The 24,313-nt window shown below is 67.0% G+C and carries 20 protein-coding genes, 1 pseudogene and 1 riboswitch; of the genes and pseudogenes, 13 read left to right on the forward strand and 8 right to left on the reverse strand.

Annotated features, from left to right (window positions below; translation table 11 throughout):
• Positions 1-1,493 (reverse strand): hypothetical protein (locus QN358_RS14465; RefSeq protein WP_323512787.1); only part of this gene is annotated, 1,493 nt, incomplete at its 3' end.
• Between the two features lie 216 nt (positions 1,494-1,709).
• On the opposite strand from QN358_RS14465, the gene sucC reads away from it, so the two are divergent.
• The 9 genes and pseudogenes from sucC to QN358_RS14510 all read left to right on the forward strand — a co-directional run bounded on the left by sucC (position 1,710) and on the right by QN358_RS14510 (position 12,971).
• Entirely contained in the window at positions 1,710-2,879 is a 1,170-nt protein-coding gene (gene sucC, locus QN358_RS14470; protein WP_323512789.1) for an ADP-forming succinate--CoA ligase subunit beta, read from the forward strand.
• A gap of 47 nt (positions 2,880-2,926) precedes the next feature.
• Positions 2,927-3,814, forward strand: a complete 888-nt coding sequence (gene sucD, locus QN358_RS14475) for a succinate--CoA ligase subunit alpha (protein WP_136643088.1) — start codon at positions 2,927-2,929, stop codon at positions 3,812-3,814.
• Positions 3,815-3,914: 100 nt separating this feature from the next.
• Positions 3,915-4,448 (forward strand): hypothetical protein, encoded by a 534-nt coding sequence (locus tag QN358_RS14480; RefSeq protein WP_136643087.1) that lies wholly within the window; start codon positions 3,915-3,917, stop codon positions 4,446-4,448.
• A complete protein-coding gene (locus QN358_RS14485; RefSeq protein ID WP_323512790.1) occupies positions 4,448-5,779 on the forward strand; it encodes a DUF6350 family protein in 1,332 nt (443 codons plus the stop codon). The genes QN358_RS14480 and QN358_RS14485 overlap by 1 nt, the downstream gene beginning before the upstream one ends.
• Positions 5,780-5,788: 9 nt before the next feature.
• Positions 5,789-6,400: a phosphoribosylglycinamide formyltransferase gene (purN, locus tag QN358_RS14490; protein WP_323512791.1), complete on the forward strand. Its 612-nt coding sequence runs from the start codon at positions 5,789-5,791 to the stop codon at positions 6,398-6,400.
• Between the two features lie 6 nt (positions 6,401-6,406).
• Positions 6,407-8,050, forward strand: a complete 1,644-nt coding sequence (gene purH / locus QN358_RS14495) for a bifunctional phosphoribosylaminoimidazolecarboxamide formyltransferase/IMP cyclohydrolase (RefSeq protein ID WP_323512792.1) — start codon at positions 6,407-6,409, stop codon at positions 8,048-8,050.
• A 75-nt stretch (positions 8,051-8,125) separates the two neighbouring features.
• Positions 8,126-9,349 (forward strand): dimethylargininase, encoded by a 1,224-nt coding sequence (gene ddaH / locus QN358_RS14500; protein WP_323512793.1) that lies wholly within the window; start codon positions 8,126-8,128, stop codon positions 9,347-9,349.
• Between the two features lie 69 nt (positions 9,350-9,418).
• Positions 9,419-11,160: pseudogene (locus QN358_RS14505) on the forward strand (ABC transporter ATP-binding protein).
• Positions 11,157-12,971: an ABC transporter ATP-binding protein gene (locus QN358_RS14510; RefSeq protein WP_323512794.1), complete on the forward strand. Its 1,815-nt coding sequence runs from the start codon at positions 11,157-11,159 to the stop codon at positions 12,969-12,971. Before QN358_RS14505 ends, QN358_RS14510 begins: the two are co-directional and overlap by 4 nt.
• A gap of 30 nt (positions 12,972-13,001) precedes the next feature.
• On the opposite strand, the gene QN358_RS14515 is transcribed toward QN358_RS14510, so the two are convergent.
• The 3 genes from QN358_RS14515 to QN358_RS14525 form a co-directional block, all read right to left on the reverse strand.
• A complete protein-coding gene (locus tag QN358_RS14515) occupies positions 13,002-13,409 on the reverse strand; it encodes a hypothetical protein (RefSeq protein WP_136643081.1) in 408 nt (135 codons plus the stop codon).
• A 62-nt stretch (positions 13,410-13,471) separates the two neighbouring features.
• Positions 13,472-13,804, reverse strand: a complete 333-nt coding sequence (locus QN358_RS14520) for an MGMT family protein (RefSeq protein WP_237280468.1) — start codon at positions 13,802-13,804, stop codon at positions 13,472-13,474.
• Position 13,805: 1 nt separating this feature from the next.
• Positions 13,806-14,258 (reverse strand): GNAT family N-acetyltransferase, encoded by a 453-nt coding sequence (locus QN358_RS14525; protein WP_136643079.1) that lies wholly within the window; start codon positions 14,256-14,258, stop codon positions 13,806-13,808.
• 173 nt (positions 14,259-14,431) lie between these two features.
• Here QN358_RS14525 and QN358_RS14530 point away from each other — a divergent pair, with 173 nt between their 5' ends.
• Complete coding sequence (locus QN358_RS14530; protein ID WP_136643078.1) at positions 14,432-15,652, forward strand: NADP-dependent isocitrate dehydrogenase; 1,221 nt, start codon at positions 14,432-14,434, stop codon at positions 15,650-15,652.
• Between the two features lie 10 nt (positions 15,653-15,662).
• Here QN358_RS14530 and nagA read toward each other — a convergent pair whose 3' ends face one another.
• Positions 15,663-16,823 carry an N-acetylglucosamine-6-phosphate deacetylase gene (gene nagA / locus QN358_RS14535; RefSeq protein ID WP_323512795.1) on the reverse strand — a complete coding sequence of 387 codons (1,161 nt, stop codon included), beginning with the start codon at positions 16,821-16,823 and terminating at the stop codon, positions 15,663-15,665.
• Positions 16,820-17,188, reverse strand: a complete 369-nt coding sequence (locus QN358_RS14540; protein WP_136643076.1) for a YrdB family protein — start codon at positions 17,186-17,188, stop codon at positions 16,820-16,822. Before QN358_RS14540 ends, nagA begins: the two co-directional genes overlap by 4 nt.
• Positions 17,189-17,402: 214 nt before the next feature.
• Here QN358_RS14540 and QN358_RS14545 point away from each other — a divergent pair, with 214 nt between their 5' ends.
• Positions 17,403-18,665, forward strand: a complete 1,263-nt coding sequence (locus tag QN358_RS14545; protein WP_323512796.1) for an MFS transporter — start codon at positions 17,403-17,405, stop codon at positions 18,663-18,665.
• Positions 18,666-18,764: 99 nt separating this feature from the next.
• Here QN358_RS14545 and QN358_RS14550 read toward each other — a convergent pair whose 3' ends face one another.
• Entirely contained in the window at positions 18,765-21,413 is a 2,649-nt protein-coding gene (locus QN358_RS14550) for a sigma-70 family RNA polymerase sigma factor (protein WP_323512797.1), read from the reverse strand.
• A gap of 102 nt (positions 21,414-21,515) precedes the next feature.
• A riboswitch (ZMP/ZTP riboswitch) is annotated at positions 21,516-21,597 on the forward strand.
• Between the two features lie 42 nt (positions 21,598-21,639).
• Here QN358_RS14550 and glyA point away from each other — a divergent pair.
• Positions 21,640-22,923, forward strand: a complete 1,284-nt coding sequence (gene glyA, locus QN358_RS14555; RefSeq protein ID WP_136643074.1) for a serine hydroxymethyltransferase — start codon at positions 21,640-21,642, stop codon at positions 22,921-22,923.
• A gap of 8 nt (positions 22,924-22,931) precedes the next feature.
• Entirely contained in the window at positions 22,932-23,882 is a 951-nt protein-coding gene (locus tag QN358_RS14560) for an aldose 1-epimerase family protein (RefSeq protein WP_323512798.1), read from the forward strand.
• A 53-nt stretch (positions 23,883-23,935) separates the two neighbouring features.
• Here the strand turns inward: QN358_RS14560 and QN358_RS14565 are convergent, their stop codons facing one another.
• A complete protein-coding gene (locus QN358_RS14565) occupies positions 23,936-24,172 on the reverse strand; it encodes a hypothetical protein (protein WP_136643072.1) in 237 nt (78 codons plus the stop codon).
• Positions 24,173-24,313: the final 141 nt, after the last annotated feature.

Consider the following 24,313-nt stretch of genomic DNA (forward strand, 5'->3'; position numbering starts at 1 on the left):
CCCGCCCCCACGATCGCTCCACTGCACGGCGGCGCGGTTGCCGGGGGAGGGGTGCCGGCGGGAGCCGGAACTCGAGTGACCTCGGCGGCCGTTCCGAACGGGGATGACCAGGGCAGGATGCGCGCACCGCCCTGATCTGGCGGCGTTCTGTGCGGGTCGATACTGTCGACCCACGCGTAGTACCCGGGCGCGGGCAGGATGCACGCGGGGGTGTCGTACGTGCCGGGCCCGTCGGCGGCCACGGTGTCGACGGTGCAGGCGACGGGGGCACCCGGCGGTGCAGCGGCTGACTCCACCGGTGCAGTGTCGAACGGCCCCAGAAGCGAACTCGTCACTGTGACCGGGATGGGCTTGGCGGAGCCGTCGGGGGCTTCGTAGAGGCCCCACTCCGTGAGTTGCTCACCGGTCGTGAACCCCGGTGCCGACTCCGACCCCGAACCTGGCACCGACCCTGGCGCCGACGCCGACGCCGACGCCGACGCCGACGCCGACGCCGACGCAGCCGCAGGCGCCCGCGCCGCGACGCGAGGCGCGGCGGCCAGCGTCAGGTGCAGGGTGTCGTGCACGGCGGCGCCGGGTACGGCAAGCTGCGAGCTGGTCTCAGTGCTCACGGCGGGAGCGAACGGCAGCGGTGAAGCGGCCGTGCCGCGAGCGCTCGCGTGAGCTGACGAGAGAAAGGCCGGGGGCACGAGCAGGCTCTGCCCGTCGTCGGTGTTCTGCGCCACCCAGAGCGCGTCGCCGAAGGGCAGCGCGGTGTAGTTCACCTCAGCCGACACGTCGGTAGTCGGGTGCCCGTCACGAGGGGTGATGCTGTACGACTGGCCGTTGCTGACCTCGCGCGAACTCGACCCGTCGTCGAAGGTGGCGCCGGTGAGCGAGAGGATGCCCGTGTACTGCCCGGGCGACAGCTGCGTCACCCCCTGCCCCACATAGTCGACGAACAACTCGGTGCTCACGCTGTTCGCTGAACCGTCGCCGAGGGTCAGGTAGGCCCCCGCCGAGACCCAGTGCGAGGCCCCCGTCGGAGCATCGACCGCCGCGCGTATCTGCGTCGCTATGCTCGCGACGGCACCGGCGTTCGCCCCGGCGCGGGCGGCGTACCAGCCGGCGTCGTGGCCGTTCAGGCCCGTGATGCCCCAGACCGCGAGTTGCGCCCCGGAGGCCCAGTTCGGGTCGGTGCTCGGCAGCCAGGTTCGAGCGATGTCGGCGAGGCGCGCCGAATCGTCGGAGCTGTACCAGCCGAGGCTGTCGCCGCGCTGGTAGAGAAAGTGGTTGCCTTCGGGTGGATGCTTCGAGACATTGAGGCAGAAGCCGAGGTTGCCGTCGTCGAGCCGGTGCGAACCGAGCCACGAGTGGTCGGGCGTGGTAGCCACGAACCCGTAGGCGTGTTCGAGCGCGCGGAGGGCGACGGCGGCCGGGCCGACCACCAGCGCACCGGTGACGACGAGCAGAGCGGCGGTGAGGGCGAGGAATATGCGGGAGAGTTGGTTCATGGCCCCAGATTGCCGCCGGGCGCCCCCGGGCAGGCGGGGAACGCACGAATCTGTGGAGAGAGTGGAACGGCTGCCGACCTGTGGAGAGTAGGCTTTGAGGCGGTCAAGATGTCTCGATCTCGAGAGACATGGAGTGTCGCGACATCCGGCTACCGTTTTTCAAGCAACCAGGCAACGCATGCCCGTAGAGGCTGCATGCGGATGGGATGAGCAAGCGTGGATCTATTTGAATATCAGGCCAGAGACCTGTTCGAGAGCTATGGCGTACCGGTTCTGCCCGGCATCATCGCTGACACTCCTGAAGAGGTGAGGGCAGCCGCCGAGAAACTCGGCGGTGTGACCGTCGTCAAGGCGCAGGTCAAGGTCGGTGGCCGAGGCAAGGCCGGCGGCGTGAAGGTGGCGAAGAACCCCGATGAGGCCGAAGAGGCAGCGAAGTCGATTCTCGGCCTCGACATCAAGGGCCACGTCGTCAAGCGCGTCATGGTCGCCGGCGGTGCCCGCATCGCCCAGGAGTTCTACTTCTCGGTGCTGCTCGACCGCTCGAACCGCACCTTCCTGTCGATGACCAGCGTCGAGGGCGGCATGGAGATCGAGCAGCTCGCTGTCGAGCGCCCCGAGGCGCTGGCCCGTATCGAGGTCAACCCGCTGGCGGGTATCGACGAGAAGACCGCCACCGAGATCGCCATCGCCGCGAACTTTCCGGCCGACCTGGTGCCGAAGGTCGCACCGGTCATCGCGAAGCTGTGGGATGTCTTCGTGGGCGAAGACGCCACCCTGGTGGAGGTCAACCCGCTGGTTCTCACCGAAGAGGGCGACGTCATCGCTCTCGACGGCAAGGTGACCCTCGACGAGAACGCCGACTTCCGTCACCCGAACCACGAATCCCTAGTCGATCAGGGTGCTGTCGACCCGCTCGAGGCGAAGGCCAAGTTGTCGAACCTCAACTACGTGAAGCTCGACGGCGAAGTCGGCATCATCGGTAACGGCGCGGGCCTCGTCATGTCGACGCTCGACGTCGTGTCGTACGCGGGTGAGCGTCACGGCGGCGTCAAGCCTGCCAACTTCCTCGACATCGGTGGCGGAGCATCCGCTGAGGTGATGGCAGCAGGCCTCGACGTGATTCTGAACGACCCGCAGGTCAAGAGTGTCTTCGTCAACGTCTTCGGCGGCATCACCGCGTGTGACGCTGTGGCCAACGGCATCGTGGGCGCTCTCGCGACGCTGGGAGCTGCCGCCACCAAGCCTCTCGTCGTGCGACTCGACGGCAACAACGTGGTGGAGGGCCGAGCGATTCTCGCCGAAGCCAACAACCCGCTGGTGACCGTCGTCGACACCATGGACGAAGCCGCCGACAAGGCAGCCGAACTCGCTCACGCCGCTGCATAAGTGCACCCCTTCACCGCTACTCACGCAGGAACAGGAAGAGAATAACCATGTCGATTTTTCTCGACGAGAACTCCAGAATCATCATCCAGGGCCTCACCGGCTCTGAAGGAACCAAGCACGCCGGCCGGATGCTCGCTTCGGGCTCGAAGATCGTCGGCGGCGTCAACCCCCGCAAGGCCGGCACCGAGGTCGAGATCGAGGGCGTCACGCTTCCGATCTTCGGTTCGGTGGCCGACGCGATGAAGGCGACCGGCGCAGACGTGTCGGTCATCTTCGTGCCGCCGGCGTTCGCCAAGGCGGCCGTGCTCGAGGCCGTCGAGGCAGAGATTCCCCTTGCGGTGGTCATCACCGAGGGCATCCCGATTCACGACTCGGCCGAGTTCTGGGCCTTCGCCAAGAGCCGCGGCAACGTGACCCGCATCATCGGCCCGAACTGCCCCGGCATCATCTCGCCGTCGAAGTCAAACGCCGGCATCATTCCGTCGAACATCACGGGCCCCGGCCCCATCGGCCTGGTGTCGAAGTCGGGCACCCTGACGTACCAGATGATGTACGAGCTGCGTGACCTCGGCTTCTCGACCGCGATCGGTATCGGTGGCGACCCCATCATCGGCACCACGCACATCGACGCGCTCGCCGCGTTCGAGGCCGACCCCGAGACCAAGGCGATCGTGATGATCGGTGAGATCGGTGGCGATGCTGAAGAGCGCGCGGCCGACTTCATCAAGGCCAACGTCACCAAGCCCGTCGTGGCCTACGTCGCCGGCTTCACCGCCCCCGAGGGCAAGACCATGGGCCACGCCGGCGCCATCGTCTCTGACGGAGCGGGCACCGCACAGGGCAAGAAGGAGGCCCTCGAGGCCGCCGGGGTCAAGGTCGGCAAGACGCCGAGCGAGACCGCAGCCCTGCTGCGCGAGGTCTACCTCGCCCTCTGAGGGTGAGTGCACCATCAGTTGAGTAAACCCACAGGGCCCTGAATCGGCGCCCGTGACGTGTCGGCCCTCCATTCGCGTGGAGGGCCGATACGGTTAACCGGTGACAGACACAGCAGTACCCGCCGCGCCCTCGCCCGAGCCGCTCACCCGTTACCAGCGGTGGCGTCACCGGTTCGTCACGCCCCAAGCGATCTACGGCACGTTGCTTGTCAGCGCCATCATCGGCAACGCCTCTGAGAAGGCGACCGACCGCGAGGTACTCATCACGACGGTCGGCACGATGCTCGTGTTCTGGATCGCCCACGTCTTCGCCGACGGCATCGCCCACTACGGCCGGCGCGGAGTCGATGGCCTGCCCGTCTCAGCCTCGCTGAAGCACGGCGTCGATGACTCGGCCGGTCTGATTTATGCGGCAGTTGTGCCGTGTCTGTTTCTGCTGCTCGGAGCCGTGCACATCTTCGATGACAGTGTCGCGTACGACATCTCTCTTCTGCTGCCCATCGGACTGCTCGGGCTGCTCGGCTGGTTCGCCATCGGCGATCGTGGTGGCACCTGGCCGGTTCGCCTACTTGGCGGCATCGTCACAGGGCTGCTCGGCGTGCTCGTCATCATTCTGAAAATCGTGTTCCACTGATGAATCGCCCCACCACCGCACTTCTTGCTGCCCTCGATGCGCTGCTCGCCGTAGCCATCGGCATCGGCATTCCGCTCGTGATGCTCACCATTCTGTGGGCCGTGCAGTTCGACCTCGCCATCGACTGGAGCGTGTTCTGGCGCTCAGCGGTCGATTTCTGGATGCTCGGCAACGGTGTCGACCTGCGCATTGCCCTCGACCCGCAGACCGCTGCCCAACTCGCTCTCGACCAGGCCGCCGTACCCTTCGAGATCGGCATCGCCCCGCTCGGGTTCGCCCTGCTCACGGTCTTTCTCGGTCGGCGCAGTGGGCTTCGCCTCGGCCAGTCGGCCCACCCGGTGCTCGGGCTCGTAGTGGGAATGCTCACGGTGGCGGCGCTCGCCGCCCTGGCCTGGCAGAGCGCCCAGTCTGATGTGGCGACCCCGTCGCTCCGACAGGCCGTGTTGTTCGTTCCGTTCGTCTACGGTCTCGGCCTGCTGCTCGGCATCGTGCCGAGCGTGCTGCGCGAGCGCACGGCGCTGTTCGCGTGGTTCGCGCGCCAAGTGCATCGAATTCCCGCGCCTGAACTGCCGCTGGTGGCCACAGCGCTGCGCGGGGGCGCCATGATCGCGACCGGGCTGGTCGCCGTGGCGGGGCTGGCCGTCGCGCTGCTGCTGGTCATCCAGTACTCCACCGTGGTGTCGCTCTACGAGTCGCTGCAGTCGGGTATTGCGGGCGGCGCGGGGCTCACTCTCGCGCAGCTCGCTCTGATGCCGAACATCGTCGTGTGGGCGGCCAGCTGGATGCTCGGCCCCGGCTTTGTGCTCGGCACGGGTTCGGCGGTCACTCCTCTGGGCACGCAGCTGGGGTTGATTCCGTCGCTGCCCGTGTTCGGAGCACTGCCCCAGGGATCGCCGCTCGGTTTTGCGGCGCTCATCGTTCCGGTGGCGATCGCGTTTCTCGTGGCGGTAGTGCTGCGCCCGCGGCTCCGCGGAGGCGTCGGCGAAGATCGTGCAGCGGGCCGAGCCGCCCGGCCCGGGTTCGGGCCCGTGTCGGTGGGTCGGGTCGTGGCTACCGGCGTCGGCATGGGGCTGGTTGCGGCGAGCATTCTCGCGCTGCTGGCGCTGTGGGCGGGCGGCGCAATGGGGCCGGGCCGACTGGCCGACGTGGGGCCTGACCCCGCGATGGTGTGGCTGTGGGCCGCCGTCGAGTTCAGCGTGGCCTGCACAGTGGGGCTGCTGGCCAGCGGTGTGCGGTTCGGTGCCAGCGAGACGAAGAGCGCAGTCAAACCCACGACGGCTGATGACCCCCCTCGGGTACCGGCAGAAGTGAAGGCTTCGACACCCCGGTAGGCTGTGTGGGTGCTGTCGATTGTTGTGCTCATCTCGGGCGGGGGCTCGAACCTCCGCGCCCTTCTCGAGGCCTCGACAGACGCCGAATTTCCGGCCCGCATCGTGGCCGTCGGCTCTGACACCGACGCACCCGGGCTCGCGTACGCCGAGCAGTTCGGTGTGCCCTCGTTCACCGTGGTTCCCACCGCGTTCGCCGACCGGGCGTCATGGGGCGACGAACTGCTGACGCAAGTCGAACAGTGGTCGCCCGACCTCGTGGTGTGCGCGGGCTTCATGCGCATCCTGCCGCCCCGCTTCGTCAGGGCCCTCTCGCCGAACCTCATCAACACCCACCCCGCCCTGCTGCCCGCGTTTCCCGGTGCGCACGCTGTTCGAGACGCACTCGCTGCCGGCGTCACAGAGACCGGCGTCACCGTGCACATCGTCGACGAAGGCGTCGACACCGGCCCAGTGCTCGTTCAGCAGGCGGTGCCGGTTCTGCCGGGCGACTCCGAACACGACCTGCACGAACGCATCAAGACGGTCGAGCGTGAACTGCTCGTTCAGGCCGTGCTCGACATCGCCAACACCCACTTGACCCTCACCGACCACCTGAAATCCAATGCAACACCAGGGAGCTAACCGATCATGAGCGGCCCACGCCACGACCCGTCACTGTTTCACCACCGCGATCTCGTACCCATCAAGCGTGCGCTTGTCTCGGTGAGCGACAAGACCGGGCTCATCGACCTCGCCCGGGCGCTCAGCGAGTCGGGCGTCGAGATCGTCTCCACCGGCTCGACCGCGAAGACCATTGCCGAAGCAGGGTTCGCCGTCACGGAGGTCAGCTCGATCACCGGCTTTCCCGAATCGCTCGACGGCCGGGTGAAGACCCTGCACCCGTCGGTGCACGCCGGAATCCTCGCCGATCTGCGCCTCGAGTCGCACATCGCGCAGCTGCAGCAGCTCGAGATCCAGGCCTTTCAGCTCGTCGTGGTGAACCTCTACCCGTTCGCCGAGACCGTTGCCAGCGGCGCCATCGGTGACGACGTCATCGAGCAGATCGACATCGGCGGCCCCGCGCTGGTTCGGGCCTCGGCGAAGAACCACGCCAACGTGGCCATCGCGGTTTCGCCCGCGGCCTACCCCGAGATTCTCGCTGCCCTCGCCGCCGGTGGAACCTCGCTCGAGACGCGCCGCACACTCGCCGCGACCGCTTTCGCGCACACCGCCGCCTACGACACCGCTGTCGCCGCCTGGTTCGCCGACGAGACCCAGGTCGCCGCCGGCGAACCCTCGCACGCCTTCGACCCCACGGCGCCCCTGCAGGCCGACGGGTTTCCGCACGAGTTGCTCCGCACGGTCTCGCTTTCACACGCGCTGCGCTACGGCGAGAACTCGCACCAGCTCGCCGCGCTCTACGTCGAGCCGGTGGGCCGCGGCATCGCCCAGGCCGTTCAGCTGCACGGTAAAGAGATGTCGTACAACAACTTCGTCGACGCCGATGCAGCGGTTCGCGCCGCCTTCGACTTCGCCGAACCGGCCGTGGCCATCATCAAGCACGCCAACCCGTGCGGCATCGCTGTGGCCTCGGGCACCGCCATCGACCCCATCGCCTCAGCACACCTGCGCGCGCACGAGTGCGACCCGGTGTCGGCCTTCGGCGGCGTGATCGCGGCGAACCGCACCGTGACACTCGGCATGGCCGAAGCCGTGAAAGAGATCTTCACCGAGGTGCTGGTGGCTCCCGGGTTCGAACCGGATGCCCTCACCCTGCTGCAGACCAAGAAGAACCTCCGCATCCTCCGTCTGCCCAGCGACTACTCCCACCCCGCTGTCGAGTTGAAGCAGATCAGCGGCGGCGTTCTGGTGCAGACCGCTGACTCGTTCGACGAGTTCAGCACCGACGACTGGGTTCTCGTGTCGGGCGAGCCGGCCGACGCCGACACCCTGAACGACCTTGCGTTCGCCTGGAAGGCCTGCCGTTCGGTGAAGTCGAACGCCATTCTGCTGGCGAACAACGGCGCCTCGGTCGGCGTGGGCATGGGCCAGGTCAACCGGGTCGACTCATGCCACCTCGCGGTGTCGCGCGCGGGCAGCCGGGCCGCGGGCTCGGTCGCAGCCTCTGACGCCTTCTTCCCCTTCGCCGACGGGCTGCAGGTACTGCTCGACGCCGGCGTGCGGGCCGTCGTACAGCCCGGTGGTTCGGTGCGCGACGCCGAGGTCATCGAGGCCGCGCAGAACGCCGGCGTCACCATGTACACGACCGGTGAGCGTCACTTCTACCATTAGGCCTGCCGTTCGCCGATGGCCTGTCGACAGCTGAGCAGAAGCTCGTCGATAGGTCGAGGCGATAGGGTCGTCGGCATGAAGCTGTTCAGCCTGCGTGCCCTTGTCGCCTCCGCCGTCTCGGCGGTCGTCGTCGCTGCCATCGCCCATGTAGTGATGCTGTTGGCGTTCTTCATGGCGAACGGGTTCAAACCCGACTACTTTCCTGAAGTCAACGCGTTCTTCGTTCCGCAGACCCTGTTCACGCTGCTGTTTCTGGCCGTTCTGGCCTGGGTGGGCGCCTACGCGACCTGGTACCTCGCCCTGGCTGCCGGGCTCGTGGCAGGCGTGCTCGGCGCTCTCATCGGCACCGGTGTGCCGATTGTGGTGAGTGGCACGCCTCTCGACGGCACCGTTGTCGACTACCTGGTGGCGACGCTGGTGGGCATCAACCTGATCTTCGTGCTGCTGGTCATTCTGACGACGGCGACGATCGGTCGCCGCGTGTACGCGGGCATCGCGGCATACGGGCCGCGCGGAGTGCGAGCAGCGGGGGCTGTGGAGCGCCGCATTGCGATCATCCGGCGCCCCCCGGCGACACTGGCCGACGGGCATGTCACGCATCTCGAGAAGAGCGAGATCGACCTCGAGCTCGCAGAAGAGCAGTGGGAATCGTACGTGTCGGTGCTCGAAACGGCGGGCTGGTCGACGGTGGAGGTCGACACTGCAGATCACCTCGCCGATTCGGTGTTCGTCGAAGACGCGGTGGTGATCTTCGGCGATGTAGCCGTGCTCGGCAGCCCGGGCAGCGAGCATCGCGTCGAAGAGACCGACGCCGTCGAGAAGACCGTGACCGAACTCGGGCTGAAGCTCGCCCGCATCGTGGCTCCCGGCACGCTCGACGGGGGAGACGTGCTGAAGGTGGGCAGCACCGTCTACGTTGGTCGGAGCAGCCGCACGAACGCCGAGGGAATCCATCAGCTGCGCCACATCGTCGCGGCCCTCGGCTACACCGTCGTCGCCGTGCCCCTCACCAAGGTGCTGCATTTGAAGAGCGCGGTCACCGCACTGCCCGACGGCACCGTCATCGGCTATCTGCCGCTGGTGGATGATCCCCAGATCTTCGACCGTTTTCTGAGCGTGCCCGAAGAAGGTGGCGCGCACGTCGTCAAACTCACCGATGACACTGTGCTGATGGCCACGTCGGCCCCGCTCACCGCCCTGCTCATCGAAAACCTCGGATACCGCGTGATCGCGGTCGACATCAGCGAGTACGAGAAGCTCGAGGGCTGCGTGACCTGCCTCTCGGTACGCATTCGCTGACGCATTCGCTGACGCCGTCAGCGCTCTCAGCTTGCGTGTCGCACGCGAACCTCGATAGCCTCAAAGGCTATGCCTGCACAGAACCAGCAGACGACGATTCGCACCCTCGCCCGCCTCTACACCTATGCGAAGCCGGCCATGCCCCGTATCTACGGCGCGATGGTCGTTTCGTTGACGGCGAGCGTGGTCTCGCTCATCATTCCGCAGATTCTGCAGGTGCTCATCGACGGGCCGCTCTCCGCGGGCGATTCTGCGGAGATCTGGCCCGTGGTGCTGGCCGTTCTCGGCCTCGGCGTTCTCGAAGCCGTGCTCATCGCGCTTCGCCGGGTTCTCGTGCTCACACCGGGTACCCACGTCGAGGCGCGCATGCGCAACAGCCTCTTCGATCACCTGCAAGACCTGCCGGTCGAGTTTCACGACCGCTGGCCGAGCGGCCAGCTGCTGTCGCGGGCAGTCAGCGACCTGAACCTCATCCGGCGCTGGCTCTCGTTCGGCATCGTCATCCTTGTGGTGAACGTGGTCACCATTGTCATCGGCTTCGCCATTCTGATCAGCCTGAACTGGGTGCTCGGGCTCATCTTCGTGGTGACGCGGCCAGGCGGAGCCAAGACCAGGTGGGCGACCTTGCCACCTCGGTTGAGGAGTCGGTGCACGGAATCCGCGTGCTGAAGGCGTTCGGGCGGGGCTCGTTCGCGCTGAAGAAATTCCAGACCCAGGCCGAGCAGTTGCAGGGCACCGAGATCGAGAAGGCGAAGGCCGTCGCGAACATCTGGCTGTGGCTGCTGATGATTCCCGACATCGCGTTCGCGGTGTGCCTCGTCACGGGTGTGTGGCTTGCGTCGACCGGGCATTCGTCGGTGGGGGAACTGGTGGCGTTCTTCGCCACAGGCACCGTGCTGCTGTTCCCGGTGGAGTCGATGGGCTACTTTCTCGCGATGACGCTCGATGCCAAGACCGCCACGGCGAGGTTCTTCGATGTTCTCGATTCGGTGAACACCATAGAAGACCCGGTGTCGCCCACGAGCATCCAGAACCCGCGCGGTCAGCTCACGTTCGAGAACGTGCACTTTCGCTACCACGACTCGCCCGACCGGTTCAGTGATCTGCTGAACGGTATCGACCTCGTCGTCGAGCCGGGCGAGACCATGGCGCTCGTGGGTCTCACCGGTTCGGGCAAGACCACGCTGACGGCGCTCACCACCCGGCTCTACGACGTGACAGGTGGTTCGGTTCGCCTCGACGGCGTCGACATTCGCGATCTGAGCCGCAGCGACCTTCGCACCAACATCGCCATGGCGTTCGAAGACGCCACCCTGTTCAGTGCCACGGTGCGGGAGAACGTGGTTCTCGGGCGCCCCGACGCGACCGATGCCGAGGTGGCTGAGGCGCTGCAGATCTCGCAGGCGGCCTTCGTCTACGACCTGCCGTTCGGGCTCGACACGCGGGTGGGAGAAGAGGGGCTGAGCCTCTCGGGCGGGCAGCGGCAACGGCTGGCCCTAGCGCGGGCCGTGGCGGCGCGCCCGCGCGTGCTGGTGCTCGACGACCCGCTGTCGGCGCTCGACGTCGACACCGAGGCGCTGGTCGAGGCGGCGCTTCGGCAGGTTCTCGCGTCGACGACGGCGCTCATCGTGGCCCATCGCCCGTCGACGGTGGCGCTCGCCGACCGCGTCGCGTTGCTCGAAGACGGCCGGGTGACGGCCGTGGGCACCCACGCCGAACTGCTGGCCGGCAACGAGCACTACCGCTTCGTCATCTCGAGCTTCGACGACGAAGAGCCCCTCGAGAAGCACGAGAAGGAGACCACCCCGTGAGCCAGGCAACCGTCTCGGGCGTCGGCGGCGAAGAGCGCAACGATTTCACCGCGGCCGAGAGCCGCCAGATTCGCGAGCGTTCGACGCGCCTGCTCGGCTCGCTGCTGCGGCCAGAGCGCACGCGCCTGCTCATCGGCCTCGTGGTGGTCGTCATCAGCACGGCGGCCCAGGTCGCCGGCCCCGCCCTCATTGCCTTCGGCATCGACAGCGGGCTGCCCGCCCTGCTCTCGAACGACTGGATGCCCCTCGGCCTCGCCGGCGTTGCCTACCTGCTGACCGGGGTGGTCGGTGCCGTTCTCATGGCGTGGTTCACCGTTCTGACGGCCCGCATCTCGCAGGCCGTGCTGCTCGATCTCCGAAAGCGCGTCTTCGTGCAGACCCAGAAGTTGAGCCTCGAATTTCACGAGACCTACACGTCGGGCCGCATCATCTCCCGCCAGACGAGCGATCTCGACGCCATTCGTGAGTTGCTCGATTCAGGCATCAACCAGCTGGTGCAGGGTCTGCTCTCGATGCTCTTCATCGGTATCGCCCTGTTCTCGCTCGACTGGGCGAGCGGTGTGATTCTGGTGGTGGCGCTCGTGCCGCTCGTGATTCTCACGCGCTGGTTCCAGCTGCGCTCGCAGACGTTGTTCCGCCTGACCCGCACCACGTCGGCCAAGCTCATCGTCAAATTCGTCGAGACCATGACGGGCATCCGTGCGGTGAAGGCATTTCGCACCGAGAAGAGCAACAACGCTGAGTTCGAGGGGCTCGTCGAGGGGTATCGCTCGGCGAACGCCCGCGTGATTCGGCTGTTCGGAATCTTCGACCCGGGTCTCGTGCTCATCGGCAACGTCACGGTGGCGGTGGTTCTCCTGGTCGGCGCCTTCCGGGTGATCGACGGCCACGTCGCCATCGGGGTGCTGTTGGCGGCGGTGCTCTACACCCGCCGCTTCTTCGACCCGATGGAGGAGATGGCGATGTTCTACAACTCGTATCAGTCTGCCGCCGCAGCCCTCGAGAAGATCTCGGGCGTGCTCGAAGAGAAGCCCAGCGTTCCCGACCCCACGAGCCCGATCGATCTCTGGAGTTCGAAGGGCGAGCTGACCTTCGACGATGTCGCGTTCTCGTACCAGAACGGCAGGGTCGTGCTGCCTTCATTCACCCTGCATATTCCCGCAGGCCAGACGATCGCGCTGGTCGGTTCGACGGGCGCCGGTAAATCGACGCTCGCCAAACTCATGTCCCGCTTCTACGACCCCACCCAGGGCATCCTCACCCTCGACGGCATCGACCTGCGCCAGCTGCACCCCAAAGATCTGCGGCGCGCCATCGTGATGGTAACCCAGGAGGCGTACCTCTTCTCGGGTACGGTCGCCGACAACATCGCCATCGGCAAGCCGGGTGCGTCGCGAGACGAGATCGTCGCCGCGGCGAAAGCAGTTGGGGCTGACGCCTTCATCGAAGGCCTGCCGAATGGCTACGAGACCGACGTCAACAAGCGCGGTGGCCGGGTGTCGGCCGGGCAGCGCCAGCTCATCTCGTTCGCTCGGGCGTTTCTCGCCGACCCTGCCGTACTCATTCTCGACGAGGCAACGGCTTCACTCGACATTCCGAGTGAGCGCCTGGTTCAGGATGCCCTGCAGACCCTCCTCAGCGACCGCACGGCTGTCATCATCGCCCACCGCCTGTCGACCGTGGCCATCGCTGACCGGGTGCTGGTCATGGAGCAGGGCCGCATCATCGAAGACGGAACCCCCGCAGACCTCATCGCCGGCACGGGCCGGTTCTCGCAGTTGCACGCCTCGTGGCGCGAATCGCTGGTGTGACGCGCTGGTGTCACGCGCTGGTGTGAGGCGCTACGACTTCCAGGCGTAGAACTGGTTGCCGGCAGCCCAGAGGTGCCAGTCGCCCGAGCAGGTGATGCCGTGGTCGGGCAGGGCCTGCGGCCACCAGGTCTGATCCATCACCGGCAGTTTCGCCATCTGGTCGGGGGTGCAGGCCTCGCCGGTGGCCACGACAGCGGGCACCGCGTAGGTCATGATGGCGGCGTTTCGCGAGTCGAGGGTGACGAGACGAATCTGCGTGGCGTCGGCCTCGACGAACGACGGCAGCACCAGCGAGCCAGACGCCCCCGCGGCATCGGCCGTCGTTTCGTACAGTGCCGACTGGATCGGCGGCGAGATTGTATCGGCGATGCCGCACGCAGAGAGCATCAGTGCGCTCGCGGCAACGATCGGAAGCGTGATCAGCACGCGACGCTTCACAGCTTCTCCCGGTGTTCGGTGGATTCAGGCACAAGTCAGAGGTGTTAGACAACCAGTGGATGCTACCCGCTCGCATTCCACTTCGCCAAAGCGTAGTCGACTCGGTAACCCGCTTCCTTCAGTGAACCTGTGAGCGGCGTACCCTCGCCCTCGTAATGTTCGCGCGCAGCAGCTTCGTGTCCAGGCGCCGGATGCCCGCCCGAACGCACCACGCGCCACCACGGATGAGCACCTCCCGACCGCGCCAGAACTGTACCGACGGCTCGTGCCGCCCGTGACCCGAGCAGCGCAGCAACGTCGCCGTAGGTGAGCACACATCCGGGCGGAATCGCGTCAACGACTTCGAGAACGAGTGCGCCGAAGTCGACTGCTTCAGAGGGCGAACTCGCAGTCACGTCAGAGCGTGAGTGCTGCGATGGTCTCGCCATACTGCGTCTCACCGATCGGAACGAAGCCCACAGCGAGGAAGAAGGCCTCTGGCCCGTCTGCACCCGGCTCGAACATCACGGTCAACCGATCGAACCCACGTGAGCGCGCCTCTTCGGCCAACGACACCACAGCGAATCGCCCGATGCCCCGGCCCTGCGCATTGGCGGCGACGTTCATGCGCCAGATGCAGCCGCGAAACTCGTCATGCGGGCTGTCGGGGTCGAAGTTGCCCATGATGAAGCCGACGACCTCGTCGTCGTCGAGCACGACCCGGGGCCAGGCTGTGGACGGGTTCACATAGGCCTCTGCAATGGAGTGCGAGACCGGAGCGACGAACTGTTCCTGGCCGGGCTTGAGCGTCAGCGTGTTGGCGGCGACGATGTTGGTCGCCGACAATTCTTCGAGTCGCAGATTTCCCATGCAGACAGGCTAGTGGGGCACACCTGCATTTGCCACAGCGGAGCCAGGGCATCCGGCGCCCGACCTGTGAGTTCGGCGTCAAACTCTCTCTACGTCAAGACAGTTGTGAAAGCGAGTAGGCTACTCTTTGGCTTGTTTCTGTACCACCGGTGTTACTTGGGTTAGGAGTTTGAATGTCGAAAATTCACGTTGAGGGAACGGTCGTCGAGCTCGACGGCGACGAGATGACGCGCATCATCTGGCAGTCGATCAAAGACACCCTCATTCACCCCTACCTCGATATCAACCTCGAGTACTACGACCTCGGCATCGAGCACCGCGACGCGACCGACGACCAGGTCACGATCGACGCCGCCCACGCCATCCAGAAGCACGGTGTGGGTGTCAAGTGCGCCACCATCACGCCAGATGAGGCCCGCGTCGAGGAGTTCGGCCTCAAGAAGATGTGGAAGAGCCCGAACGGCACGATCCGCAACATTCTCGGCGGCACCATCTTTCGTGAGCCCATCATCATCTCGAACATCCCGCGCCTCGTTCCCGGTTGGAACAAGCCGATCATCGTCGGCCGCCACGCGTTCGGCGACCAGTACAAGGCGACCGACTTCCGCTTCGAGGGCAAGGGCACGCTGACCATCTCGTTCCAGCCCGAAGAGGGCAGCGACGCCGAAGCGCAGTCGTTCGAGGTCTTCCAGTCGCCCGGTTCGGGTGTGGCCATGGCCATGTACAACCTCGACGACTCCATTCGCGACTTCGCGCGTGCCTCGCTGAGCTACGGGCTGAACCGCTCGTACCCGGTGTACCTGTCGACCAAGAACACCATTCTGAAGGCGTACGACGGCCGCTTCAAAGACCTCTTCCAGGAGGTCTTCGACGCCGAGTTCGCTGAGAAGTTCGCCGAAGCCGGCATCACGTACGAGCACCGCCTCATCGACGACATGGTCGCTGCGGCACTCAAGTGGGAGGGCGGCTACGTGTGGGCCGCGAAGAACTACGACGGCGACGTGCAGAGCGACACCGTTGCCCAGGGCTTCGGTTCACTCGGCCTCATGACCAGCGTGCTCTTCACCCCCGACGGCAAGACCGTAGAGGCAGAAGCGGCTCACGGAACGGTCACGCGCCACTACCGCCAGCACCAGGCCGGCAAGCCCACCTCGACCAACCCGATCGCCTCGATCTACGCGTGGACGCGTGGGCTCGCCCACCGCGCCAAGCTCGACGACAACGCCGAACTGGCCACCTTCGCCGACACCCTCGAAGACGTTGTCATCAAGACCGTCGAGTCGGGCGCCATGACGAAAGACCTCGCGCTTCTCGTCGGGCCCGAGCAGGCATACCAGAGCACCGAGGAGTTTCTGGCAACGCTGACCGAGAACCTCAAGACGCGCCTGGCGTAGGGCGCACGGGCTACAACGTATGGGCCACCGGTTCGCCGGCGGCCCATACGTCGTCTACGTGCCAGTCGGGGCTCATCAGCACGAGGTCGGCTGCAAAGCCGGGCGAGACATAGCCGAGGGCCGCGTCGAGCAGCAGTGCCCGTGCGGGAGACGCGGTGAGGGCACGTACGGCGAGCACCGGGTCGATACCCGAGTCAATGACGGCCGACCGCAGTGCGGCATCCTGAGTCAGAGTCGAACCGGCGATGGTCGTGGTGCCTGAGAGCATCGCCCGCCCGTTCTCGACCGACACGTTGAGGTCGCCGAGCTTGTAGTGCCCGTCAGACGAGCCCGCGGCGGCCATGGCATCAGTGATGAGCAGAATGCGCTGGGGGGCGGCGAAGAACGCCACGCGGGCGACTTCGGGATGCACGTGAAAACCGTCGAGAATGAGTTCGATGGCCACGCGCGGGTCTCCGAGCGCGGCCGTGACGGGGCCGGGTTCGCGATGCTTGATACCCGGCATCGCGTTGAATGCGTGCGTGAGCAGGGTGGCGCCGTGATCGAAAGCCTGCTTGGTGAGCGCGAAATCGGCGTCGGTGTGGCCCACGGCCACCACCACGCCGGCCTCGACGAGCTGGTCGACGGCGTCGAGCGCACCGGGCAGCTCGGGGGCGAGGGTGAGCTGGCGGAGGGTGCCGCGCGACGCCGCGAGCAGCGACTCGATCTCGGCGCGGTCGGGCGAACGGAGGTACTCGGGGTTGTGGGCGCCGCGGTGGTTTCGTGCGAGGTAGGGGCCCTCGAGATGCGACCCGAGAATCAGCGGGTCTTGCTCGGCGAGGTCGGCGATGCTCTCGAGCGATCGGCAGAGCGTGTCGAGGGGGTTCGCCACCAGGCTGATGACCGAGCGGGTGGTGCCGTGCTGGCGGTGCACAGTGAGAGCTGACCGAATCTCATCGGCGCCGTTGTCGAACGAGTGCCCTCCACCGCCGTGACCGTGAACGTCGATGAAGCCCGGGGTGAGGTAGCGGCCGGCGGCGTTGACCACTGTGGCGCCGGGTGCTGTCGACCAGCCGTGCCAGCCGGTTCCGATGCCGGTGGCGGCGATGGCCGAGCCGGAGGTGGCCACCCAGAAGTCGTCGACCTGGCCGTCGGCGTCGACCTTCGTGGCCCCGTGGATGACGACGGTCATGCGATCTCCTTGCGGCCGGCGATGATGCCACTGACGACGGCGACGACGCCGAAGACGATGGCAACGATCGGTTGCCCGATGACGAGCCAGGCGAGGGCGCCGGAGCCCATGATGACGATCTCGATGAGCGCCTTGCCGAACGGGTCGAGGGTGATCACCGCGCGAGGCGAGCGAAACAGCGCCCAGAGCACGATGGCGAACAGGGGGGCACCGATTCCGAACACGAAGTTGAACAGCGGGCCGGGCCAGGCGAGAAAGCCCCACAGCCCAATGGAGATGAAGGCGAAAAGCTCCAGCACGAACCGAAGAACGTCATTCGGGCCGATGCGCATGGGCAGGGCGGGTGGGGGATTCACGGTTGTCATGTTACTTGGGCTGAGCGGGCTACCCGTGGCCGGGGCATCCGGAGCCGGAACCCGGAGCCGGAACCCGGAGCCGGAACCCGGACGGCTGGGGTGGCGCAGCGGCAGCACCTGCCGATACCATTGACCTCGGTGGGCGGCCAACGCTCACCCCGGGCACAAACCACGTGGCGTTTCGGCTCGCAAGCTTGTGCCCCAGAAGTGTTTTGGTTCCACCGTGACGACTACCGTCAAAGCTCCCGCTCGTTCCTCTGCGGCTCCGACTGCCGCCCGTTTTCCGCTCGGCGGCCTCGCGGTTCTCGCCACCGCCGTGTTCATGGCGGTCACCGCCGAGGTGCTGCCCACCGGGCTGCTGCCCGAGATGAGCGCCGACCTGCACGCCAGCGAGTCGCAGATCGGGCTGCTGGTGACGTACTTCGCGGTCGCGGTGGTGTGCTCGGCCGTTCCGCTGGTGGCGGTGACGAGACGGTTCCCGCGGCACACGCTCATCGTGGGGGTGCTGCTGGTGGTCGCGATCACGAGCATCCTGTCGGCCGTCGCGCCCGACTACACGTTTCTCGCCGTGGTGCGGGTGCTGGGCGGCATGGCGCACGGGCTGTTCTGGGCGGTCGTCGGCACCTACTCGGTTCACCTCGTGCCCAAACACCAAATCGGCCGCGCCGTGGCCATCACATCGGGTGGAGGAACGGCTGCGTTCGTGCTCGGTGTACCGCTCGGCACGATGCTCGGCCAGGCCTTCACCTGGCGGGTTCCGTTCGCGGTGATCGGGGTGCTCGCGCTGTTCGCCGCGCTGCTCATTCTGAAGAAGCTGCCGCGCGTGTCGCCTGCCGAGCGCGAGCGGTCGCGGCGGGTTGGTGTGGTGTCGGGTGCGGTTCTGGATGCCCCGCCCACGCTCGCCCCCCACCGCGGCCGCTTCGACGCGACCGTACCGGCCGTAGCGCTGCTGTGCCTCGTTGTAGCGACGCTCATCGTCGGGCAGAACACGCTCTACACGTACATCACACCGTTCATGATCTCGTCGATGGGGGTGCCGGCCTCGTCGGTGGGCCTGCTGCTGTTCGTCTACGGTGTGGCGGGTGCGCTCGGGCTCGTGCTCGCCGGAGTCGTCTTCTCCCGCCGGCCCACGCTGGGCGTCGCGGTGGGTCTCGTCTGCACAGCGGTCTCTGTGACCGTGCTGACGCTCTTCACATCGAACATCGTGGTGTCGGTGGTGGCGTTCGCCGTGTGGGGAGCATCTTTCGGGCTGATTCCGTCGTTGATGCAGGCGCGGCTGCTGCACATCGCGTCGCCCGCCATTCGCGATACGGCGAACGCGTTCTACTCCACCTCGTTCAACGTGGGCATCGCCGGGGGCGCGTTTCTCGGCGGCATTCTGCTGAACGGGGCCGGGCTCGGCGCGCTGCCCGTGACGTACCTCGTGCTGATGGTGGTCGCGGGCGTTCTGCTGGTGTTCAGCTGGCGTATCGCGCGCCGGCACTGACCTCGGCTGGCCGGCTCGTTCGTCGGCGCGCCGGATTATGCCTGAGTGCTGCGCCGGTGGCTCTGAGTGCTGCACCGGTGGCCCCGAGGAGGGCGCCGGTCAGCTTGCCGCCAGAGCTGAGACGGTAAGGGTGCCTTCGGCGAGCGGGCCGAACCGCCCGGTCAGCGGGTCGATGTACCGCAGGGCGACGGTGGCACGGCCCGGCGGGGTTCCGGTGGGGGCCGCGATCGTGCTCGAGAACAGGCCATTCTCGTCGAACTGCAGAACCGACAGTTGTCGTACGCCGTTGAAGAACGCTTCGAAGGCCGCGTTCGCGACACCCGTTGCGGTGACGGTGAAGCTGGTGGCAGCGAGGCTCTCTGCGCTGGCGGGAGTGGTGAGCGTCAGTGACCGAAGTACGACAGGGGTCGCTGAGGTCAGGGCCGAGGTCTCGCCGGTCTCGCTCACTTGGCGCACCGAGAGGCTGTGCGACCCGAAGCCGAGCGTCGGGAAGTCGCTGATGCTGTAGTGCCCGTCTTCGCGGTTGGCCACGGTCTGGGCGACGACCGACTGCGCTGAAGCCGTGGTCTCGACAACTTCGATGGTGGAACCGGGTGTTCCGCTGCCCGTCACGACGGGGAACAGCCGCTCGCCCGGGTCGAGAGTGAATACGGCTGTCGGTGTGGGCGATGGGGCGGGTGTGGGTGGCGTTGATGGGGTGGGCGTGGGTGTCGGGCTCGGCGCGGGCGTCGGAGTCGACGGCGGAGTGGTCGGCGGTGGAGTGGGGCCGTTGGTCGGCGGGTCAGTCGAAGTCGGCGGTGTCGAGGCGGGGTTCGAGTTGGTCGGATCAGGTGCGGGTGTCTCGGGTGCGCTCGGAGACAGCGGTGACGACACCACGACACCCGGTGCGCCGGTGCCGAATGTCGGCGGTACGGGCTCGACGCTGCGAAGCCCCGAGCTGGTACCCGTGGCGGTCGTTGTCACGTGGGATCCGGGGGACACCCCGGTCGATGGTGAGCCGTCGCCCGGCGAGCCGGCGGGTGCGCCGCCGGCGGTGCTGGCGCTGGGAGCGCCAGCACCGGGCGCAGCGGAGAGCGTTTCGGCTTGGTGGTCTGCGGCGGCGGGGCTTGTCGAGCGTGCCCCGCTTGCGGCTGCGCCAGGGCCGGTCGTCGACGAGGCGCCCGCGAGTGGAGTGACAGGTGTCGCGGCCAGAAGGGGCCCGAGGAGAAACGCCGCTCCTACCGCGGCCGCGCCCAAGAGCCCGAGTGTCGCAAGAACGACCGCCGACGGGGCGCCAGACCCTCCGCCTGCTCGGGCGAACCCGCGCGCACCGACTCGCCCGAGACCGCTCCCGCGCAGACCGCTCCCGCGCAGACTGCTCCCGCCGGGGCCGCGGGGGCTCCGCGGGGAAGATGCTCCGCGGCCCGACCCCGCTCGACCCGCCGGACTCACGGTCGATGCAGGGCGAGGAGGCACCGGAGTTGCCGCCGGAACCGTCGTGGAGGGAGTCGATATGGCAGGAATGGTCGCGGCTGGTGCCGCGGTGCTGACCCCGGCTGGCGCAGTAAGAGCGGTCGTGACGGCGCTCGCCGCGGGGGAGATGCTCACTGGTGCAGAAGCGGTCGAGAGGTGCGCGGTCGCCGCAGCAGTGCTGGCGAGGTGGGTGGCGGGCAGAGCTGCCGCGGCGAAGTGTGACGCGGGCAAGGGTATGGCAGCGAGATGCGCCGCCGCGAGGGTGGTGGCGGCGGCGTGGGCCGCGGTCTGCAGGTAGACGGTGTAGGCGGTGGCGCCGGCGATGCCGGCAACGAGGGGGAGGAGCACGAGCGCGAGGCGGGAGCCGACGTCGCGCGCTTCGCCGTCGACGATGGTGCACGAGGGGCAGTCGGCCAGATGCTCCCGCACCTTGCGGGTCTCCCGGGGGCCGAGGCTGCCGCGCGTGTAGGAACCGAGCTTCTCGATGATGGCGGCGCATCCGGTGTCGGTTGCGCGAATGAGGTGCGCCTGGATCCAGGCCTGGCGCAGGCCCTCGCGGGCCCGGAACGTGAGCGCCGACACCGCGTTCGGCGTCATGCCGAGCAGGGGCGAGATCTCCTGCGAACTCAACTGCTCGACCTCGCTGTACCAGAGCGCCTCCTGCCAGCGTGTGGGGAGGCTGCGAAAAGCGGTGGCGGTGAGCGACTTGTCAAGAGCCAGCAACGTTTCGGCCTCTTCGGAGTGCGGGTCTGCCAGGGCATCCAGCTCGTCAGTCGCATCGACGATGTTGCCGCGGCGCCACTGCATGGCCACGTTGCGGATGGTGCTGAACAGGTACGGCCGGAACGCGGTCGTGGGGCCGCCGCCGCTCTTGATGGCCTGTAATACCTTCGCGAAGCTCTCGGCCACGACGTCGTCTGCGTCGAGCCCGTAACTGCGGGCGACGGTTCGGCCGGCACGGGAGTGCCTGTTCCACAGCTCGGCGAAGGCCTTCGAGTCTCCGGCACGAGTGCGTTCCACGAGGTCGAGATCGCTCGGCCCCGACAGGCCGGGATGGGCGTGTGCCCCGACGGGATCGCCCGACCCGAGGGCCTGGCCACCCGACCCGAGGCCCTGCCCGGCCGACGGCGACCCGAGGGCGCGCCCCGCCGACTGCGAACGCAACCGCGCCGAAGCGGTCTCGCCACTCTCGCCAGGGCCGCCAGAGACGCCAGAGACGCCAGAGACGCCAGAGCCGCCAGACCCGCCTGAGCCGCCTGAGCCGCCCGACTCGCCCCGCTCGTTCGCGTTGACCATGCTGCACCTGCCTGAATTCTTCACGCTGCTTGAGAAATATTCATTACCCCCAATCTTAATGAACAATACTCAAGAGTGGCGAGAATAGCAACGCTGCTATGCTGACGAAGTCGCAACTGGCGTTCAGATGGTTACCATCGGGAAGCGACTGACACGGATTCGGCCGCTCGCCTGGGTCGCTACGGAACTGCAGTACCTCTTTCCGTCTGTCGAATAAGGAGCCATCGTGCCGAGTCAACTACCGTCAACGTTCAACCACGCCCTCTCGAGCGTCGATCCTGAGATCGCCGAGGTTCTGAAGAACGAACTCGGCCGCCAGCGCGGCACCCTCGAGATGATCGCGAGTGAGAACTTCGTTCCCCGCGCCGTACTTCAGGCCCAGGGCTCGGTGCTCACCAACAAATACGCCGAGGGTTACCCCGGCAAGCGCTACTATGGTGGCTGCGAGTTCGTCGACGTGGCCGAGAACCTGGCCCGCGACCGCGCGAAGGCCCTCTTCGGCGCCGAGCACGCCAACGTTCAGCCGCACGCCGGCGCGCAGGCCAATGCCGCCGCGCTCATGGCGCTCGCCACCGTCGGCGACACCATCCTCGGCATGGAGCTCAGCCACGGTGGCCACCTCACCCACGGTATGAAGCTCAACTTCTCGGGCAAGAACTACCAGGCCACCGCCTACGGAGTCGATCCCACCACCTACCTCGTCGACATGGATGTCGTTCGCGAGAAGGCCCTCGAGCACCGCCCGACCGTGCTCATCGCCGGTTGGTCGGCGTACCCGCGCCAGCTCGACTTCGCCGCGTTCCGCGCCATTGCCGACGAGGTGGGCGCGAAGCTCTGGGTCGACATGGCGCACTTCGCCGGCCTCGTCGCCGCGGGCCTGCACCCCTCGCCGGTTCCCTACGCCGATGTTGTGACCTCAACGGTTCACAAGACCCTCGCCGGTCCGCGCAGCGGTGTCATCCTGAGCAAGGCCGAGTGGGCCAAGAAGGTCGACTCGGCTGTCTTCCCGGGCCAGCAGGGCGGCCCGCTGATGCACGTCATCGCAGCGAAGGCCACCGCCTTCAAGCTTGCGGGCGAGCCCGAATTCGTCGACCGTCAGCAGCGCACCATCTCAGGTGCGAAGATCGTCGCCGAGCGCCTGATGGGCGCCGACACCGTGGCGGAGGGCATCAGCGTTCTGACCGGGGGCACCGACGTGCACCTCGTGCTTGTCGACCTGCGAAACGCGAAGATCGACGGCAAGCAGGCTGAAGACATCCTGCACGAAGTGGGTATCACGGTGAACCGCAACGCGATTCCGTTCGACCCGCGCCCGCCCATGGTCACCTCGGGCCTGCGCATCGGCACCCCGGCGCTCGCCACCCGCGGTTTCGGCGACGAAGAGTTCACCGAGGTCGCTGACATCATCGCGAACGCTCTGAAGCCGGCTCCGGATGTCGCGGCCCTGCGTGCCCGCGTTCTGAAGCTGACCGACGGCTACCCGCTCTACGACGGCCTCGAGGGCTGGTAGCCCCGCCGATGCGTGCACCCACCGGGCAGCAGTTCGCCCTCACTTTCACCGGTGAAGCCGGAGTCTCGACGGCCATCGTCACCGAATTGGCCGCGAGCCTTCGCGAACTCTTTCTCGACGGCATCGAGTCGACCCAGTCGCACACCGAAGACGTACTGCCGCCCATGGGCGACGGCATCGTTCTGGTGCCGTGGCCGAATCGCATCAAGGATGCCCGGTGGGTTCTCGACGGCACGACCCAGCAGCTCGACATCAGCGAACCCGCCACGGGCAACGCGATTCACGGGTTGCTGCGCAACACCGCATATCAAGTCGCCCGGCAGACCGCTTCGTCGATCACGCTCGAGGCCACCGTGTTTCCGCAGCACGGCTACCCGTTTCTGCTCGACACCAGGGTGGAGTATTCGCTCGGTGACGACGGCCTCACGGTCACGCACACCATCGTGAACCAGTCGGCCTCGGTCGCCCCGGTTGCCGTGGGCGCCCATCCGTACCTGAAGGTCGGCGATGTGCCCGTGGCCGACCTGGTGCTGCGGGTCGATGCATCCACTCAGTTCGAGGTAGACGAGAAGGCGATCCCCACGGCCGAAGTCTCGCTCGACGGGTCGGAGTTCGACCTGCGAGGCGGGCGACGCGTGGGAGAGGTGACCCTCGATCACGGGTTCGGTGGGGTGGGCATCCAGAACGGCGAACGCGTTCACTCGGTGACGGCGCCCGACGGTTCGCGAACCGAGCTGTGGGGCGATGAGCACTTTCGCTTCGTGCAGGTCTACACGCCCACGAACTTTCCGCTCGAAGACGGCACGAAGGGCCAGGCTGTGGCCATCGAACCGATGACCGCGCCGGCGAACGCCTTCAACACCGGCGAGGGTCTTCGCCAGCTCGCGCCGGGCGAGACCTGGCTACTGCGGTGGGGTATTCGCCACCGGGCACCCGGCCTCGCCACTGTGCTCGACTAGTACGAGCTGGGCTGGTACAGCCGTACAGCCGTACAGCCGTACAGCCGGTTCGGCTAGTTGTCGACGTTCGGCGGGGTGGCGTCGACTTCGCCGACGAAGTTGTACGCGATGGGCTCGACGGTGCCCTCACCGAGCGCCCAGGTGCGAACCGACGTGGTGCCGGCGGCCTCGAACGTGAGCTCGACGAGGTCTTGGTACGCGCCGTTCACGTACGGCAACTCGACGATCTCGTTGTTGCCGATGACGTTCGGGCCGATGAGTTCTGCCCGGTAGGTCTCATTGTCGGTCATAGCTTCCCTGCTCTTTCCGTTACGCGCGTCGCGGATGCGCGTCGCTGCGATCGCTACCCAGCGTAAAGGTCGCTGGTCTGCCGCGTAAGACCCGCGGTGTGCACGTTCTCTCAATTCATGGCTGGGAGGCCTGTGGGCAGT

The sequence above is a fragment of the Subtercola sp. RTI3 genome (genome assembly GCF_035018625.1).
Lineage (GTDB): Bacteria > Actinomycetota > Actinomycetes > Actinomycetales > Microbacteriaceae > Subtercola > Subtercola vilae.